13 protein-coding genes are annotated in these 15,153 nt (G+C 69.7%); 9 read left to right on the forward strand and 4 right to left on the reverse strand.

The genetic code is table 11. From position 1 onward, the window contains the following. Positions 1-46 precede the first annotated feature (46 nt). The 3 genes from WT24_RS25545 (at position 47) to WT24_RS25555 (ending at position 3,267) form a co-directional block, all read left to right on the forward strand. Positions 47-1,510: a metallophosphoesterase gene (locus WT24_RS25545; protein WP_059500727.1), complete on the forward strand. Its 1,464-nt coding sequence runs from the start codon at positions 47-49 to the stop codon at positions 1,508-1,510. Further along, complete coding sequence (locus WT24_RS25550) at positions 1,507-2,892, forward strand: cytochrome-c peroxidase (protein ID WP_179949393.1); 1,386 nt, start codon at positions 1,507-1,509, stop codon at positions 2,890-2,892. The genes WT24_RS25545 and WT24_RS25550 overlap by 4 nt, the downstream gene beginning before the upstream one ends. 96 nt (positions 2,893-2,988) lie before the next feature. Next, entirely contained in the window at positions 2,989-3,267 is a 279-nt protein-coding gene (locus WT24_RS25555; RefSeq protein ID WP_060036209.1) for a hypothetical protein, read from the forward strand. Positions 3,268-3,337: 70 nt separating this feature from the next. Here WT24_RS25555 and WT24_RS25560 read toward each other — a convergent pair whose 3' ends face one another. From WT24_RS25560 to WT24_RS25575, 4 genes are all read right to left on the reverse strand, one after another. Further along, entirely contained in the window at positions 3,338-4,606 is a 1,269-nt protein-coding gene (locus WT24_RS25560) for an FAD/NAD(P)-binding oxidoreductase (RefSeq protein WP_060036210.1), read from the reverse strand. After that, a complete protein-coding gene (locus tag WT24_RS25565) occupies positions 4,603-4,836 on the reverse strand; it encodes a 2Fe-2S iron-sulfur cluster-binding protein (RefSeq protein WP_060036225.1) in 234 nt (77 codons plus the stop codon). The genes WT24_RS25560 and WT24_RS25565 overlap by 4 nt, the downstream gene beginning before the upstream one ends. Positions 4,837-5,041: 205 nt before the next feature. Beyond that, positions 5,042-6,169: an FAD-binding oxidoreductase gene (locus tag WT24_RS25570; RefSeq protein WP_060036211.1), complete on the reverse strand. Its 1,128-nt coding sequence runs from the start codon at positions 6,167-6,169 to the stop codon at positions 5,042-5,044. Beyond that, positions 6,166-7,098, reverse strand: a complete 933-nt coding sequence (locus tag WT24_RS25575) for a 4-hydroxyproline epimerase (protein ID WP_059500731.1) — start codon at positions 7,096-7,098, stop codon at positions 6,166-6,168. Before WT24_RS25575 ends, WT24_RS25570 begins: the two co-directional genes overlap by 4 nt. 1 nt (position 7,099) lies before the next feature. On the opposite strand from WT24_RS25575, the gene WT24_RS34670 reads away from it, so the two are divergent. From WT24_RS34670 to ilvD, 6 genes are all read left to right on the forward strand, one after another. Next, complete coding sequence (locus tag WT24_RS34670) at positions 7,100-7,273, forward strand: hypothetical protein (protein WP_156440235.1); 174 nt, start codon at positions 7,100-7,102, stop codon at positions 7,271-7,273. Positions 7,274-7,349: 76 nt separating this feature from the next. Beyond that, positions 7,350-8,270, forward strand: coding sequence for a dihydrodipicolinate synthase family protein (locus WT24_RS25580; RefSeq protein WP_059591384.1), 921 nt, complete (start codon positions 7,350-7,352; stop codon positions 8,268-8,270). A gap of 226 nt (positions 8,271-8,496) precedes the next feature. After that, positions 8,497-10,122 (forward strand): APC family permease, encoded by a 1,626-nt coding sequence (locus WT24_RS25585; protein WP_060036212.1) that lies wholly within the window; start codon positions 8,497-8,499, stop codon positions 10,120-10,122. 71 nt (positions 10,123-10,193) lie between these two features. Continuing rightward, positions 10,194-11,786 (forward strand): aldehyde dehydrogenase (NADP(+)), encoded by a 1,593-nt coding sequence (locus tag WT24_RS25590; RefSeq protein ID WP_060036213.1) that lies wholly within the window; start codon positions 10,194-10,196, stop codon positions 11,784-11,786. Then, complete coding sequence (locus WT24_RS25595) at positions 11,779-12,813, forward strand: Ldh family oxidoreductase (protein ID WP_060036214.1); 1,035 nt, start codon at positions 11,779-11,781, stop codon at positions 12,811-12,813. The genes WT24_RS25590 and WT24_RS25595 overlap by 8 nt, the downstream gene beginning before the upstream one ends. A 318-nt stretch (positions 12,814-13,131) precedes the next feature. Continuing rightward, positions 13,132-14,991 (forward strand): dihydroxy-acid dehydratase, encoded by a 1,860-nt coding sequence (gene ilvD / locus WT24_RS25600; protein WP_059500736.1) that lies wholly within the window; start codon positions 13,132-13,134, stop codon positions 14,989-14,991. Positions 14,992-15,153 lie beyond the last annotated feature (162 nt).

Raw genomic sequence — 15,153 nt, forward strand, 5'->3', positions numbered from 1 at the left:
CGCGCTGCGTATCGTTGACGACTTTCCTACGGTGCCGCCCCCTCCCATGCGACGATTCATCACGCGCGCGCTGCTCGTGCGCTGCGCTCCTCTTGTTGCCCTCGCCGCGTTGTCCGCGTGCTCGAATCACATCGATACGCCGGACGATCCGGCCAGCGCGTCGGTCAACGTCCAGGCCGCATGGGTGGAGATCGGCGATGCCAACCAGGCGATCGCGCGCGTCATCACGAACTACACGCCCGCGTCGGCCGGCGATTCGCCGTGCCCGCAACTGACCGTCGACGGCAAGCTGTCGCGCATGACGCTGCGCGCGGGCGCCGCGACCGTCGCCCAGCGGCCGACCGCCAGCGACCCGGCCGATTCGAAACCGTCGAGTTTCCCGGTGTCCGTCTGCGAGGCGACGTTGCCCGCCGGCGCGCAGGCGGCCAGCGTCGCGGGCCGCACGCTGCCGCTGCCGAAAGCGCAGCCGCAGCGCATCGCGATCATCGCCGACACGGGCTGCCGGATGAAGAAGGCCGACAACGCATGGCAGGCGTGCAACGACGCCGCGGTCTGGCCGCTCGACACGATCGCGGCCAGCGTCGCGAAGCTGTCGCCCGATCTCGTGCTGCACGTCGGCGACTACCACTATCGCGAGAACGCGTGCCCGCCGGACATCGCCGGCTGCAAGGACAGCCCGTGGGGCTATGGCTGGGATACGTGGCAGGCCGACCTGTTCCGCCCGGCCGCGCCGTTGCTCGCGAAGGCGCCGTGGGTCGTCGTGCGCGGCAATCACGAGGAATGCGCGCGCGCGGGCCAGGGCTGGTTCCGCTTCCTCGACCCGCGCCCGTATTCGGCCGCACGTTCGTGCGACGATCCGGCCAACGACAACAACGCGAACTATTCGGAACCCTACGCGGTTTCGCTCGGCGGCGGCTCGCAGGTGATCGTGTTCGACACCGCGAAGGTCGGCCGCACCCCGCTGAAGACGACGGACGCGCAGTTCGGCATCTACCAGAAGCAGTTCCAGACGGTCGCATCGCTCGCGTCGAAGCCCGGCATGACGACGACGATCTTCACGAACCATCACCCGATCCTCGCGTTCGCGCCGATCGCCGGCAGCACGCCGGCGCCGGGCAATCTCGCGCTGCAGTCGGTGATGTCGAGCCTCAACGCGCAGGCGTACTACCCGCCGGGCGTGCACGTCGCGCTGCACGGCCACGTGCACGATTTCCAGGCGATCAACTTCTCGTCCGGGCACCCGGCGACGATCGTGTCCGGCAACGGCGGCGACAACCTCGACGTCGCGCTGCCCGACCCGTTCCCGGCCGGCCTGACGCCGGCGCCGGGCGCCGTGATCGAGCGGCTGTCGCACAATAACAGCTTCGGTTTCCTGATCATGGAGCGCAAGCCGGCACCGGCGACGGGCTGGGTGTTCCATGCGTATTCGGCGGCCGGCAAGCGGCTCGCGTCGTGCGACCAGTCGGGCACGACGCTCGCCTGCGACAAGACGGGGTTCATCGCGCCGTGACGGAAGCAGTTCGATGCGACGGCCACGGCGGGCGCGGCCGGCAGACGCTGCACATGCTTGCCGCGACCGTGCTCGCCGGCCTGACGCTCGCGGCCCACGCCGCGCCGGCCGAAACGGTCCTGCTTCCCGGCGCGCCGCCGTCGCGCGTCGTCGACACGATCGGCAACGGCACGCCGCAGGTGACGAGCAAGATCGACGCGGCCACCGCCCGCTTCGCGCCCGACCCGACGCTCGTCGCGCTCGGCCGCCGGATCTTCTTCGATCCGCGGCTATCCGAGCCGCGCGGCATGTCGTGCGCGGGCTGCCACGATCCGGGCCGCGCGTTCGCGCCAACGCTGTCGGCCGCATCGCTCGCGGGGCCCGGCGTGCCGGAAGGCAGCCGGCCCGGGCGCTTCAGCCGACGCAATGCGCCGTCGCTGCTGTACGTGCGCTACGTGCCGCGCCGCCACTTCTACCAGGACGACGATGCGCCGGCTCCGTCGCCGTTCGGCGGCCTGTTCAGCGACGGCCGCGCGGATACGCTCGCCGAGCAGATCCGCGGGCCGCTGTTCGATCCGAACGAGATGAACAACCGGTCGCCGGCCGCGCTGCTGCGCAAGGTCGATGCGACCGAACTCGCGACCGATCTCGCCGCGCGCTTCGGCGCGCCGGTGCGGCGCGATCCCGAGCAACTGGTGCGCGCGCTGGGCGCAGCCGTCGAAGCCTATCTGCAGAGCGACGAGATGGCGCCGTTCACGTCGCGCTTCGACGCATTCCTGCGCACGCGCACGCCGCTCGCGCCGGCCGAGATGCGCGGCCTCGCGCTGTTCCGGAATCCGGACAAGGGCAATTGCATGACCTGCCATACGCTGTCGGACACGTCGAGCCGCCCGGAACGCTCGCTCTTCACCGATTTCGGCTACGACGCGATCGCAGTGCCGCGCAACCGCGCGCTGCCGGCGAACCGCGATCCGCGCCATTTCGACAACGGGCTGTGCGACACCGCGCGACGGCTGCGCTGGCCCGAACCGACGCAATGGTGCGGCTACCTGCGCACGCCCGGGCTGCGCAACGTCGCGGTCAAACAAACGTTCATGCACAACGGCGTGTTCACGACGCTGCGCGACGCAGTCGCGTTCTACAACACGCGCTCGACCGATCCCGGCTTCTGGTATCACGGCGCCAGGACGTTCGACGACGTGCCGGCCGCCTATCGCGGCAACATCAACGTCAACTCGACGCCGATGAACCGCCGGCCCGGCACGCCGCCCGCGCTGACCGACGCGGAAATCGACGACATCGTCGCGTTCCTCGGCACGCTGACCGACGCGCGCTATACCGATCGCGCCACCTCGGCCGCGCCCGACGCGCGGATCACGCGCACCGCCGCACCGGCGCGCTGACCCTGGCCGAACGGCCGGTCGGCGCGCCACCGCTTGCAGTTACCGCAACTACTGGTTATATTTACAGTACTGTATTTATGAACAGTGGGGTGCGCGATGGAACATCTGGTCCGTATCGTCAACGACACCGATCGCCAAGTGCTGGCGTGGCTTCGTGCCCAGGTCGGCGATGCCCGCGTCGAGCGCGCGGCGCGTCAGCTCGGGCATACGCGCAAGCCCTTTCCGTCCGCCGTGTGCCGGTATCTGGGCATGAGTGCGCCGGCCACGCTGCGGCCGGCCCCGGCCCGGCCGCGCGCGGTCCGCGATTTCTCGGTCGGCGATCGTTACCTGTCGCTGATCCGCCAGCACCTCGCCACACACGCGGTCGGCCGATGAAATGGCGGCGGCTTGCCGCTTCGGTACCGCGTCCGGCCGGCGCACTCGTGTATTCGCCAGTCCGCACGCGTCATGCGCCGCCGCAGGACCCCGTACCGTCGAGCATCAGCGTGCCGACCCGCGCGGGCACGAGCGGTGTGCGCGGCGCCGGCGGCGCCCAGCCGAACAGCGCCTGCGCGGCCGCGCCGCAAACGCGGCCCTGGCACGCGCCCATCCCGCAACGCGACTGCAGTTTAGCGGCCGTCCAGCCCGGCTCCCGTGCGACCGCGTCGAAGCGCACGTCCTCGCAACGACACAGCAGCGTGTCGGGCCGCGCGAGCCGGCGGATCGGCTCCCGGATCGCGAAGCGCTCGCGAACGGCATCCGCGAAAGCCTGCCAGTGCGCGCGCCGTGCGACGAGCTCGGCCAGTTGTGCGGTCTGCCCGGTCGCCGCGTAGCCCGCGATTTCGCCTTCGACCATTGCCAGTTCGCTGCCGCCGACGCCCGTGCATTCGCCCGCCGCGAAATACCCGTCGCGGCTCGTACGCTGATGCGCGTCGACCGCCACCGCGCCGTTCTCGACCCGGCAGCCGAGATGGCGCGGCAGCACGGTGTTCGGCACGAGGCCGAAGCCGCACGCGAGCCGGTCGCAGTCGACGTCGAATTCGCGATCGCCCTGGCGAATCCGCACGCGTTCGAGCCGCACGTCGCCGAAGGCCTCGACAACGTGCGCAGCGGGCCGATACGCCGACGTGACGAGCTTCGCGGCCTGCGCGAGCTTCGACGGCCAACGCCACAGCCCCGCGCCGAAGCCGGCCACGTCGCTCCATGCGGCCTGTTCGAGCACATGCGACACGCGTGCGCCGGCCTGCCGGGCCGTCGCCGCGCTCGCCAGCAGCAGCGGCCCGCTGCCCGCGATCACCGTGCGCTGCCCGCGCACGTCGAGCCCGTACTTGATCAGCGCCTGCAAGCCGCCCGCACCGGTCACGCCGGTCAGCGTCCAGCCCGGGAACGGCAGCAGCAGCTCGCGGGCGCCGCAGCAGAGAATCAGCGTCCGGAAATCGAGCAGCAGCCCGCGCTCGTCGTCCTCGAGCAGCAGCGTACCCGGCTGCGTTTCGGCGACGATGCGCGTCGCCGTGAGATGCGTGACGTTCGGCTGCCGCAGGATGGCGAGGCGTTCGGCCGCGGCCCGCGTCGGTGCGGCCGCAGCCGGCTGCCGCCAGATCTGCCCGCCCGCGCGCGGGTTGTCGTCGACGATCGCGACGGTCGCGCCGCTGCGCGCGGCGGCCCGCGCGGCCGACAGCCCGGCCGGCCCCGCGCCGACGATCGCGACGTCAACGCTCAATCGTTCCTGTGTCATCGCGTGCGCTCCACCTGCATGCCGTCGCGGCACAGCGTCTGGCACGCCAGCCGGCGCCGGCCGTCGATCGTCATCCGGCATTCCTGACAGATACCCATCCCGCAAAACGGCGCTCGCGCCGCGCCCGTGCACGACACGCGCGTCATGTCGTCGCCGCTCGCCGCGACGGCGGCCGCGACGGTCACACCGTCGGGCACCGTCAGCGCGCGGCCGTCCAGATGAATGATCAGCCTCCGCCGGGCCGTCCCAAGGAGGCTGACCGCCCCCTTGGGGAGCAGCGAACGAAGTGAGTGTGGGGGTCGTTTCATGTCAGCCTCCGCCGGACCGCCCCAAAGAGGCTGACCGCCCCCGTGGGGGGCGCCTTGCATGGAACCGGAGTAAGCGCCGAAGCGCCCACTCCGGCCAACGGCGAACGAAGTGCGCGTGGGGATCGTTTCATGTCAGCGCTCCGGCTACGGGGGACGCAGTCAGGAAGCGTCCCGGCAAATACGGTTCGATATCGATGGGCGGCCGCTCGCCGGCCATCAGCGCGGCGACGAGCCGCGCACTGCCCGGCGCGGTCGTCACGCCGAGCCCTTCGTGCCCGACCGCGAGCCATACGCCCGGCCGCGCCGGGTGCTCGCCGAGCAGCGGCAGGCCGTCGGGGCTCGCGCAGCGAAAACCCGTCCATGCGCGGATGCCGTTCAGGTCGGCCAGATTCGGCAGGTAGCCGGCCGCGCGACGCAGCATGCGCGCGAGCACGGGCGGCTCGACCTGCGCATCCTCGGTGTCGAACTGGCGCGACGAGCCGATCAGCAACTGGCCGGTCGGCCGCGGCTGCACGTTGAATGCGACTGACGTGCCGTCGCTCGCATGCGCGCTCGCCGCATAGCCCAGCTCGACGAGTTGGTGCGACACCTGGCCCGGATAGCGGTCGGTAATCAGCAGATGGCCCTTTTTCGGGCGCAGCGGCAATTCGGGCAGCAGCGTGCGCGCCGCCACGCCGTTCGCGACGACCACACGCTCCGCGCGCAGCACGTCGCCGCTCGCGAGCGTCACGTTCGGGCCATCGACCGCGACGGCCCGCTCGCGGCGCAGCGTGACGCGCGGCGCGCGCTGCAGCAGCCAGTTCGCGGTGACGGGCGCATAGAGGATCGCGTCGCCCGGAATCTTCAGCGCGCCGCCGAGGCCCGCGCGCAGCATCGGCTCCAGTTGCGCGAGCGCCGCCGCGTCGATCAGCGCGCCGGCCACGCCGTGCGCAGCGAGCGTCGCCTGCTTCGCGCGCGCGAGATCCATCTCGTGCGCATCGGCCGCGAGCCAAAGCGTGCCGCAGTTGCGGTAGGCGCAGCCGTCGGGCATCTCGCCGCTCAACGCACGCCACAGTTCGATCGAGTAATGGCTCAGCGCGAGCTCGGCCGCATTGTCGTCCATCGCGACGAGGTGCCCCATGCCCGCGCCGGTCGCGCCGCCGCTCGCGTCGTCGACGACGAGCACGCGCAACCCGCGCTGCGCGAGTTCGTGCGCGCACGCCGCACCGACGATGCCGGCGCCGATCACGACGACGTCGGTCTTCGTTTCGTTCACGACCCGATGCCCCAGCCGAACGGATCGTCTTCGTCGATCAGCAGCGTCGCTTCCGCGCTCAGGTGCGCGCTGCCGCGAATCGTCGGCACGATGCCGCCGTCGGCCAGCTCGTAGCTCGCGTGGAACACGCTGCCGATCACGCTCGCCTGCCGCCACACGGCGCCCGGCGCGAGTTTGCCGTCGGCCGCGAGGCACGCGAGCTTCGCGCTCGTGCCGGTGCCACACGGCGAACGGTCGTAGGCGAGGCCCGGGCACAGCACGAAGCTGCGGCTGTCGTGCCGGGGATCGTCGGCGAACAGCTCGATATGATCGATCTCGCCGCCGTTCGCGCCGGTGATGCCCGCGCGTTCGAGCCCTTCGCGCACGGCCGACGCATACGCGGTGAGCGCCGCGACGTTGTCGCCGGCGACGCGCTGCCCGTGGTCGCTGATCAGGAAGAACCAGTTGCCGCCCCACGCGACGTCGCCCTTCACGGGGCCGTATCCCGGCACGTCAACTTCGACGTCCTTCGCATGGCGATACGCGGGCACGTTGCGCACGCTGACCGACAGGTCGTCGTGCAACGTCGCCTCAACGGTGCCGACCGGCGTCTCGATCCGGTGCACGCCGGGCGCGATGCGTCCCATGTGATGCAGCGTGCGCACGACGCCGATCGTGCCGTGCCCGCACATCCCGAGATAGCCGCTATTGTTGAAGAAGATCACGCCGGCCGCCGCGTCGGCCGCTACCGGGTCGCACAGCAGCGCGCCGACCAGCACGTCGCTGCCGCGCGGCTCGAGGATGCACGCGGTGCGGTAACGGTCGTGCTCGCGCGCGAGCACGTCGCGTCGGTCCGCCATGGTGCCGTTGCCGAGCGACGGAAAACCGGACACGACAAGCCGAGTGGGTTCGCCGCCCGTGTGCGAATCGATGATCTGGATGCGCTTCATCATGAGCTATCCGAAGTGGGGAAAGGAGCATAGCTTCCTCCGTCGCGCGTCCGTCCGCTTGTGGCTTTTCGATGAGGACGACGACGAAATCGGCATAGTGCGATACGCCCTTCGCGCCTTCGCCGGCCGCTATGCCGATTTCGTCATTTTGCTCCGCGATACGACTCAAGCGTGATGGGCGTTTGCGCGGCGATACTGGTTGCCACACCGACACACCCGTCGGCCGACCGATACGAACGTAGGAGATTTCAGTGAGCCGCAAAGCCATTCAGTGGACCGGAGTGTTCCCGGCCGTCAGCACCCAGTTCAAGCCGGACTTTTCCCTCGACATCGACGCCACGCACCGCGTGGTCAAGAACCTGGTGAACGACGGCGTGTCGGGCCTCGTGGTCTGCGGCACGGTCGGCGAGAACACGTCGCTGTCGACGAGCGAGAAGCTTCAGGTGATCGAGGCCGCACGCGACGCGGCCGGCGGCAAGATTCCGGTGATCGCCGGCATCGCCGAATTCACGACCGAATTCGCGCGCAACACGGTGCGCGAAGCGCAGCGCGTCGGCGTCGACGGCGTGATGGTGATGCCCGCGCTCGTGTACTCGGCGAAGCCGCACGAAACCGCCGCGCACTTCCGGGCGGTCGCGACGAGCACCGACCTGCCGGTGATGGTCTACAACAACCCGCCGATCTACAAGAACGACGTGACGCCCGACGTGCTGATCGCGCTGCAGGATTGCGAGAACATCGTCTGCTTCAAGGATTCGTCGGGCGATACGCGTCGCTTCATCGACCTGCGCAATGCAGTCGGCGATCGCTTCGTGCTGTTCGCGGGCCTCGACGACGTCGTGGTCGAGAGCATCGCGGTCGGCGCCGAAGGCTGGGTGTCGGGCATGTCGAACGCGTTCCCGAAGGAAGGCGAGACGCTGTTCCGCCTCGCGAAGCAAAAGCGCTTCGACGAAGCGCTCGCGCTGTATCGCTGGTTCATGCCGCTGCTGCACCTCGACGCACGCCCGGACCTCGTGCAGTGCATCAAGCTGTGCGAAGAACTGGTCGGCCGCGGCAGCGCGGTCACGCGTCCGCCGCGCCTCGCGCTGCAAGGCGACACGCTCGCGGAAGTGAAGGCCATCGTCGCGAAGGCGCTCGAAACGCGCCCTGCGCTGCCCGACGTCGGTCTCTGATCGACGCCCCTGCGGCGGCGCGCGGGTTTGCCCGGTGCGTCGCCGTCCGCGGTCCGGCGTGGCCCGCGGGCCCGCTCGCCCCGGCGCCAGCCCGCGCCGCGCGTGAACGGGCCGCGGCCCGCCCCGGTCGTTCGAACCGGGCGACGCCGGCCGGCAGGCGTGTGCGCTGCTCCGTCGGAGCGCGCGCCACGCGCGCCTGCACCGACATTCCCCAGGAGACACGCCCATGCCAGGCCAAGGCAATGCTCACCCGTCCGTCCCGCTTTCCCGTTCCGCGCATCCCGGCGCGGGTCACGGCAAGTTCAAGAAACAGTTGTCGCTGACCGATCTCACGTTCATCGGTCTCGGCGCCATTTTCGGCTCGGGGTGGCTGTTCGCCGCGAGTCACGTGTCGACGATCGCGGGCCCGGCCGGCATCTTCTCGTGGCTGCTCGGCGGCTTCGCGGTGCTGCTGCTCGGCATCGTCTACTGCGAACTCGGCGCCGCGCTGCCGCGCGCCGGCGGCGTGGTGCGCTACCCGGTGTTCTCGCACGGCCCGCTGCTCGGCTACCTGATGGGCTTCATCACGCTGATCGCGTTCTCGAGCCTGATCGCGATCGAAGTCGTCGCCGCGCGCCAGTACGCGGCCGCATGGTTTCCGGGCCTGACGGTCGTCGGATCGAGCGACCCGACCACGCTCGGCTGGCTCGTGCAGGCCGCGCTGCTGTGCTTCTTCTTTTATCTGAACTATTCGAGCGTGAAGACGTTCGCAAAAGCGAACAACATCATCAGCCTCTTCAAGTTCATCGTGCCGCTGTCGGTGATCGCGGTGCTGTTCGTGTTCTTCAAGCCCGCGAACCTGACCGTGCACGGCTTCGCGCCGTTCGGCATGCCGGGCATCGAGATGGCCGTGTCGGCCGGCGGCATCATCTTCGCGTATCTCGGGCTCACGCCGATCGTGTCGGTCGCGAGCGAAGTGCGCAATCCGCAGCGCACGATCCCGATCGCGCTGATCCTGTCGATCCTGCTGTCGACGCTGATCTACGTGCTGCTGCAACTCGCGTTCATCGGCAGCATCCCGACGGCGATGCTCGCCGCCGGCTGGCACGACGTGAGCAAGGCATTCTCGCTGCCGTACCGCGACATCGCCCTCGCGCTCGGCGTCGGCTGGCTCGCGGTGATGGTCGTCGCCGACGCGATGATCTCGCCGAGCGGCTGCGGCAACATCTACATGAACGCGACGCCGCGCGTCGTCTACGGCTGGGCGAAGACGGGCACGTTCTTCAAGGTCTTCACGCGCGTCGACGAAGCGTCGGGCATCCCGCGCGCGGGCCTGTGGCTCACCTTCGGCCTCGCGATCTTCTGGACGCTGCCGTTCCCGTCGTGGGAAGCGCTGATCAACATCGTGTCGGCCGCACTGGTGCTCAGCTATGCGGTCGCGCCCGTGTCGGTCGCCGCGCTGCGCCGCACCGCGCCCGACCTGCCGCGGCCGTTCCGCGCCAGCGCGTTCGGCATCACCGGCCCCGCGTCGTTCGTGATCGCCGCGCTGATCGTCTACTGGTCGGGCTGGAGCACGGTGTCCTGGCTGCTCGGCCTGCAGATCGCGATGTTCGCGATCTATCTCGCGTGCCGCCGCTGGGTGCCGACCGCGCATCTGGGCCTTGCCGAGCAAGTGCGTTCGTCCGCGTGGCTGATCGCGTTCTATGCGGCGATGATCGTGCTGTCGTATCTCGGCGGCTTCGGCGGCACGGGCCGGCTCGCGCATCCATACGACACGGTCGTCGTCGCGGCCGTCGCGCTCGTCATCTACTACTGGGGCGCCCACACCGGCGTGCGCGCCGACAAGCTGCAACTCGACGACGACGAGGACTGACGCGCCCGCGCCTTTCCCCTTCCATCGGCCGGGCGCAGCACGCCCGGCCCCGCTTTTTCCCGAGGAAAACCATGCAACTCACAGGTCAGCTCCTGATCGGCCCATCGGCCGTCGCCGGACAGAACGGCACCTTCCACGCGCTCGCCGCCGCCACCGGCGAACCGCTCGAACCGGCGTTCGGCGGCGCGAGCCTGCACGACCTGGAAACGGCGTGCGCACTCGCCGACGATGCGTTCGACACGTATCGCGAAACGTCGCTCGACGCGCGCGCCGCGTTCCTCGACGCGATCGGCCGCCACATCATGGCGCTCGGCGACGACCTGATCGAGCGCTGCGTCGTCGAAACGGGACTGCCGCGCGCGCGCATCGAAGGCGAACGCGGCCGCACGGTCGGCCAGCTCGCGCTATTCGCGTCGCTCGTGCGCGACGGCGGGTTTCTCGACGCACGCATCGACCCGGCGCGCCCCGAGCGCAAGCCGCTGCCGCGCGTCGACCTGCGCCTGCGCAACGTCGCGGTCGGGCCCGTGGCCGTGTTCGGCGCATCGAACTTCCCGCTCGCATTCTCGGTGGCCGGCGGCGACACGGCGTCGGCGCTGGCGGCCGGCTGCCCGGTGATCGTCAAGGCGCATTCCGCGCATCCGGGCACGTCGGCGCTCGTCGGCCGGGCGATCCAGCAGGCCGCACGCGAATGCGGGATGCCGGCCGGCGTGTTCTCGCTGCTGTTCGACGCGTCGCGCGAGATCGGCCAGGCGCTGGTCGCCGATCCGCGCATCAAGGCCGTCGGTTTCACCGGCTCGCGCCGCGGCGGCGTGGCGCTGATGCATATCGCGGCCGCGCGAGCCGAGCCGATCCCCGTCTATGCGGAAATGAGCTCGATCAATCCCGTGCTGCTGTGCCCCGCCGCGCTCGAGGCCCGTCACGACACCATCGCACCGCAGTTCGTCGCGTCGCTCACGCTCGGCGCCGGCCAGTTCTGCACGAACCCGGGCCTCGTACTCGCGATCGACGGCCCCGCGCTGCGCGCGTTCGAAGCCGCGGCGGCCGATGCGGTGCACGCGGCGGCCGCACAAACGATGCTGACACCCCATATCCACGCGAGCTATGCGCAAGGCGTCGCGGCGCTGCGCGCCCACGATGCGGTCGAACTGCTGGCCGAAGGCGCGGAAGGCGGCCGTCACCAGGCCCGCGCGGCGCTGTTCGCGACGTCCGCAGACGCATTCGTCGCGCACAGCGAATTGCGCGACGAAGTGTTCGGCCCTGCGTCGCTGATCGTGCGCTGCCCGGACGCCGACACGCTGCATCGCGTGCTGAAATCGCTCGAAGGCCAGCTGACGATCGCCGCGCATCTCGCCGACGGCGACGCGACGCTGTTCGCCGCGCTGCGCCCGACGCTCGAACGCAAGGCCGGCCGCATCCTCGTCAACGGTTTCGGCACGGGTGTCGAGGTCGGCCACGCGATGGTGCACGGCGGCCCGTTCCCGGCGACGTCCGACACGCGCACGACGTCGGTCGGCGCCCGCGCGATCGAGCGCTTCCTGCGCCCCGTGTCGTACCAGGACGTGCCGGACGCGCTGCTGCCGGACGCGATCCGCAGCAGCAATCCGCTGCACGTGCCGCAACGCATCGACGGCGTGCCCGCCCCGCGCGAGGTGAGCCATGTCTGAGCGCACCGCCGAGGTCGTCCTGTCGCTCGACGAAGTCCACGCGCTCGCGCTGCGCGTGCTGACGCACAACGGGATGTCCGACGCGCATGCGCGGGCCATCGCCAACGTGATCGCGCAGGGCCAGCGCGACGAATGCCACTCGCACGGCGTGTACCGGCTGCTCGTGTGCGTGCGCTCGCTGAAGAAGGGCAAGGTCGATCCGCAGGCCGTGCCGACGCTGCGCCGGCTGTCGTCGTCGATCGTCGCGGTCGACGCGCATCGCGGCTTCTCGCTGCTGAGCTTCGAGACCGGGCTGCCGGTGCTCGTCGAGATGGCGAAGCAGCACGGCATCGCCGCGATGGCGATCAACCACTGTTATCACTTCTCCGCGCTGTGGCCCGAGGTCGAGGCGATCGCCGCCGAAGGGCTGGTCGGCATCGCGATGAACCCGAGCCATAGCTGGGTCGCGCCGGAAGGCGGCCGCGAGCCGGTATTCGGCACCAACCCGATCGCGTTCGCGTGGCCGCGCCCGGGCGGCGAGCCGTTCGGCAAGCCGTTCGTGTTCGATTTCGCGACAAGCGCGATCGCGCGCGGCGACATCGAGCTGCACGCGAAACAGGGCAAGGCGATTCCGTCGCACTGGGCGATCGACGCGGACGGCCAGCCGACCACCGACCCGAAGGCCGCGCTGCAAGGCGCGATGCGCACGTTCGGCGGCCACAAGGGCTCGGCGCTGGCGGCGATGGTCGAACTGCTCGGCGGGGCGCTGATCGGCGACATGACGAGCCGGGAATCGATGGACTTCGACGAAGGCGTCGGCGCGACGCCGTGCCATGGCGAACTCGTGATCGCGTTCGATCCGAAGGTGTTTCTCGGCGACGATCTCGACGCGGGGCTCGCGCGCGGCGAGCGGATGTTCGAATCGATCGTCGCGCAGGGCGCGCGGCTGCCGTCGCAACGGCGCTTCGACGCCCGCGCGCGTAGCATCGCGAATGGCGTGCGGATTCCGAAGGCGCTGTACGACGAGATCCTGACGCTGCTCGACTGATGCGCGATCGAGCGGCACGGTGCGGCTTCATCGTCGGCGGAACGTGCGATGAAGCCGCCGCCCGGTTGCGCCGGAAATGGTTTGCATCGGATGTCGTGCCTGGTGGGCTTGGTGGCCTTGGTGGCCTTCGTGCATTCAGCCGCCCCCGGCGCGGCGCGCCGCACCGCCCGCTCCCGCCGGCGCCGCCGGCCCGGCGGCTGTGGGATAATCGCGAAGTTTGCCCAGGGCGCAGCTCAAGAGGTTGTTCGCACGGGCGCGAGAGGGGCCTTTATTCCCGAGCCCCCACCCTTTTCCCGCGATATTTCTTCAGCCATCACCATGCCCACTTACCGTTCCAAAACCTCTACCGCCGGCCGCAACATGGCAGGTGCGCGCTCGCTGTGGCGCGCCACCGGCATGAAAGACGACGATTTCTCGAAGCCGATCATCGCGGTCGTCAACTCGTTCACCCAGTTCGTGCCCGGGCACGTGCACCTGAAGGATCTCGGCCAGCTCGTCGCGCGCGAGATCGAGGCTGCCGGCGGCGTCGCGAAGGAATTCAACACGATCGCGGTCGACGACGGCATCGCGATGGGCCATGACGGCATGCTGTATTCGCTGCCGAGCCGCGACATCATCGCCGACTCGGTCGAATACATGGTGAACGCGCACTGCGCGGACGCGATGGTGTGCATCTCGAACTGCGACAAGATCACGCCGGGGATGCTGATGGCCGCGATGCGCCTGAACATTCCGGTGATCTTCGTGTCGGGCGGCCCGATGGAAGCCGGCAAGACGCGTCTCGCGAACCCGGTCACCAAGACCGTCGAGCTGAAGAAGCTCGACCTCGTCGACGCGATGGTGATCGCGGCCGACCAGTCGTATTCGGATGCCGACGTCGCCGAAGTCGAACGCTCGGCGTGCCCGACCTGCGGCTCGTGCTCGGGCATGTTCACCGCGAACTCGATGAACTGCCTGACCGAAGCGCTCGGCCTGTCGCTGCCCGGCAACGGCACGGTGGTCGCCACGCACGCCGATCGCGAACAGCTGTTCAAGCGCGCCGGGCGCCGCATCGTCGAGCTGACCCGCCAGCACTATGAGCAGGACGACGAACGCGTGCTGCCGCGCTCGGTCGGCTTCAAGGCGTTCGAGAACGCGATGACGCTCGACATCGCGATGGGCGGTTCGACCAACACGATCCTGCACCTGCTGGCGATCGCGCAGGAAGCCGGCATCGACTTCACGATGAAGGACATCGATCGCCTGTCGCGCACCGTGCCGCAGCTGTGCAAGGTCGCGCCGAACACGAACAAGTACCACATCGAGGACGTGCACCGCGCAGGCGGCATCATGGCGATCCTCGGCGAGCTCGACCGTGCGGGCAAGCTGCACACCGACGTGCCGACCGTGCACGCGCCGACGCTGAAGGATGCGCTCGACCAGTGGGACATCGTCCGCACGCAGGACGAAGCCGTGCGCACGTTCTACCTGGCCGGCCCGGCCGGCATCCCGACGCAGGTCGCGTTCAGCCAGGACACGCGCTGGCCGAGCCTCGACCTCGACCGCGCCGAAGGCTGCATCCGCTCGTACGAGCATGCGTTCTCGAAGGAAGGCGGCCTCGCCGTGCTGACGGGCAACATCGCGCTCGACGGCTGCGTGGTGAAGACGGCCGGCGTCGACGAGAGCATCCTCGTGTTCGAAGGCTCGGCGCACGTGACCGAATCGCAGGACGAAGCGGTCGAGAACATTCTGAACGACAAGGTCAAGGCCGGCGACGTGGTGATCGTGCGCTACGAAGGCCCGAAGGGCGGCCCGGGCATGCAGGAAATGCTCTACCCGACCAGCTACATCAAGTCGAAGGGGCTCGGCAAGGCGTGCGCGCTGCTGACGGACGGCCGTTTTTCGGGCGGCACGTCGGGTCTGTCGATCGGCCATTGCTCGCCGGAAGCGGCAGCGGGCGGCGCGATCGGCCTCGTGCGCGACGGCGACCGGATCCGCATCGACATTCCGAATCGCACGATCGACGTGCTGGTGTCGGACGAGGAACTGGCGCGCCGCCGCGAAGAACAGAACGCGAAGGGCTGGAAGCCCGCGCAGCCGCGTCCGCGCAAGGTGTCCGCGGCGCTGAAGGCGTACGCGAAGCTGGTCATGTCGGCCGACAAGGGCGCCGTGCGCGATCTGTCGCTGCTCGACGACTGATGCCGCAGGCTACGGGCGACCGGTAGCGCCTTACCTCGCTCCGCTTGCCCGATCCAAAAGCCGCTCTCCGGAGCGGTTTTTTTTCGTGTGCGCCCAGCATGGGCGCATTCCTGCGGGTGGAAGTCCCGCCATAAGCTGATCACGGCAAATGAAGTGAAGCGC

It is taken from the genome of Burkholderia sp. MSMB1078WGS (assembly GCF_001528895.1).
Taxonomy (GTDB): domain Bacteria; phylum Pseudomonadota; class Gammaproteobacteria; order Burkholderiales; family Burkholderiaceae; genus Burkholderia.

Bases quoted from the DNA above. Each gene is read 5' to 3' on its own strand.
- WT24_RS25560 (WP_060036210.1), bottom strand. From the start codon at position 4,606: ATGACACAGGAACGATTGAGCGTTGACGTCGCGATCGTCGGCGCGGGG.
- WT24_RS25545 (WP_059500727.1), top strand. From the start codon at position 47: ATGCGACGATTCATCACGCGCGCGCTGCTCGTGCGCTGCGCTCCTCTT.
- WT24_RS25585 (WP_060036212.1), top strand. From the start codon at position 8,497: ATGCCAGGCCAAGGCAATGCTCACCCGTCCGTCCCGCTTTCCCGTTCC.
- ilvD (WP_059500736.1), top strand. From the start codon at position 13,132: ATGCCCACTTACCGTTCCAAAACCTCTACCGCCGGCCGCAACATGGCA.
- WT24_RS25595 (WP_060036214.1), top strand. From the start codon at position 11,779: ATGTCTGAGCGCACCGCCGAGGTCGTCCTGTCGCTCGACGAAGTCCAC.
- WT24_RS25555 (WP_060036209.1), top strand. From the start codon at position 2,989: ATGGAACATCTGGTCCGTATCGTCAACGACACCGATCGCCAAGTGCTG.
- WT24_RS25575 (WP_059500731.1), bottom strand. From the start codon at position 7,098: ATGAAGCGCATCCAGATCATCGATTCGCACACGGGCGGCGAACCCACT.
- WT24_RS25590 (WP_060036213.1), top strand. From the start codon at position 10,194: ATGCAACTCACAGGTCAGCTCCTGATCGGCCCATCGGCCGTCGCCGGA.
- WT24_RS34670 (WP_156440235.1), top strand. From the start codon at position 7,100: ATGAGCTATCCGAAGTGGGGAAAGGAGCATAGCTTCCTCCGTCGCGCG.